This window comes from Streptomyces sp. MS191, assembly GCF_008042125.1.
In the GTDB taxonomy this organism is placed as follows: Bacteria; Actinomycetota; Actinomycetes; order Streptomycetales; family Streptomycetaceae; genus Streptomyces.
The window spans coordinates 1-1,997 of the sequence record NZ_RDBI01000107.1; the positions used below are offsets into that span (position 1 = coordinate 1).

Genomic DNA, 1,997 nt, shown 5'->3' on the forward strand with positions numbered 1-1,997 from the left:
CCAGCCGAAGAGGCCCCTGGCGTAGACGGGGAAGAGGCCGACCGCCAGGGAGAGCGGCAGCAGGGCGAGCGTGCCGAGGAAGAGCGGCAGGCGCGCGGTCACCAGGGCCCTGAACCGGGACACCGCGGCGGCCCGCGCCATCGCGCCGACGTGCAGTCCGGCGACGGCCAGGGTGACCAGCGCGTACGAGCAGGCGCCGAGGATGCAGAGGAAGACGTAGCCGGCCGCGGGGCCGGTGAGCTCGCCGATCACCGCGCAGGAGGACAGGGTGGTGGTGATCAGCAGGTAGGGCGCGACCAGTCGCAGCGGCAGCCGCTCCAGCCCGTCCGTCGACTTGGGCGTCACCTTGAAGACCACCGGACGGGGCCGCAGCTTCTGCCACAGCGCCGCGCCCACCCCCCAGGCGACGAAGGGCCAGCGCGCCAGGGCGAACAGCCAGCTCTCCCAGCTCAGGATCGGCGCCTTCGCCGGGCGGAGCAGGCCGTGCCGGCGCACCAGCGCGATGAGCAGGATCATCCACACGGACAGGGCCCAGTAGTGGCCGAGGAACGAGGCGTAGTTGACGTTGATCCAGGGCAGGCCGGTGACGGCCGCGATCGGCGGCAGGGCGAGTCCGGCGGTCGTGGTCACGGCGAGCAGGGGGTAGTAGGACAGGGCGAACGCGAACCGCAGCCGCAGCGCGCCGTTCATCCGGCCGAGGTGGCGTGGGAGCAGGCCGAGCAGCATCACGGCGAGGCTGCGGGACCACTGGAACTCCTGGGTGGCCATGGCGGCGAAGGTGATCGGGCCGTCCCCGTGCGCCTCCGCGTCGATCGCGAACGATCCGTGCCAGCCGGCCGAGTTCATGAGGAAGGTGGTCGAGAAGTCCTCGGCGAGCTCGGGGCCGATGCCGCCGATGTCCCGGACCGCCTCGGTGCGCACCGCGTAGTGGGAGCCGATGCACATGGGGGCGAGCCCGGCGGTGTGGCCCAGCTGCACCGCCCCGTGGAAGACGGCCTCGCGGTGCAGCCGGCCGCGCACGGACCAGGAGACGTCGGCGTTGGCGTCGCACACGCTGGGGGCGGCGACGTAGCCGATGGCCGGATCGGCGAACGGCCGCACCATCTCGGTCAGGTACGTCGGGGTGGGCACGTGGTCGCAGTCCAGCTGCGCGACGACGTCGTAGCGCTCGTAGCCCCAGTGGTCGTAGAAGAAGGCGAGGTTGCCCTCCTTGCAGCGGGTGCGGCGCGGCCACGTCCTGCGGTGGTAGTCGGGCCGGTCCCGCCGGCAGGACACGCTCACTCCGTGGGCGGCGCACCAGTCGAGGATCACGTCGGTCGGGTCCTCGTCGCACAGCCAGACGTCGTAGGCGTGCGGGAAGTCCTGCCGGAGCATCGCCTCCAGGGTGGTGCGGGCGACGTCCCAGGGTTCCGAGGGGGCGCGGGTGACCACGAAGGCCGTCCGCAGGGCCGGCACCGGGATCCGCGGGTTGAAGCGGCGCAGGCGGACGACCGCGAGGAAGAAGTAGAGGGGGAGCAGCGCGAGGTAGAGGAGCAGTGCGCTGTTCACGGCCAGGCCCACCCAGCCGATGCGGTGCTCGGGCTGGAGCCACCAGGTCCAGAACCAGACCAGGCAGGCCACCCACGCGAGCGTGAGGAACGCGACCTTCATCCGGTCGGCCTTGCCGAACTGGCGGACGAAGCTCTCGGGGCGGGTCTTCATCGGGCGGCGCGGGTGGGCGAACACGGGCCCGTCGGAGGGGATCTCGGCGACGCTGCCGCGGGAGAGTTCGCGGATCTGGTCCTTGAGCGGGACCTGGGCTCCCGCCGGGCTCGGGATGAGCCGGTCGGGCGCGACGGCCTCGCCTACGAGCCCTGGCTCGATCGGGGTCATGTGAGCGTGCTCCGGGGTGTTCTCGGTGTGGCGGTCGCGAGGGCCTCACGGCCGCCCCGGCGGGGACGGGCCGGCGGGGAGGGGCGCCGGGTGACGCCCGCTCCCCCGCCGGGTGAGAAGGGGAG

The 1,997-nt window shown here is 72.9% G+C and carries 1 protein-coding gene; it reads right to left on the minus strand.

All coding sequences use genetic code 11. The features are described from left to right. Positions 1 to 1,872 (minus strand): glycosyltransferase family 2 protein (locus EAO71_RS35245; protein ID WP_147981895.1); only part of this gene is annotated, 1,872 nt, incomplete at its 3' end. Positions 1,873 to 1,997: the final 125 nt, after the last annotated feature.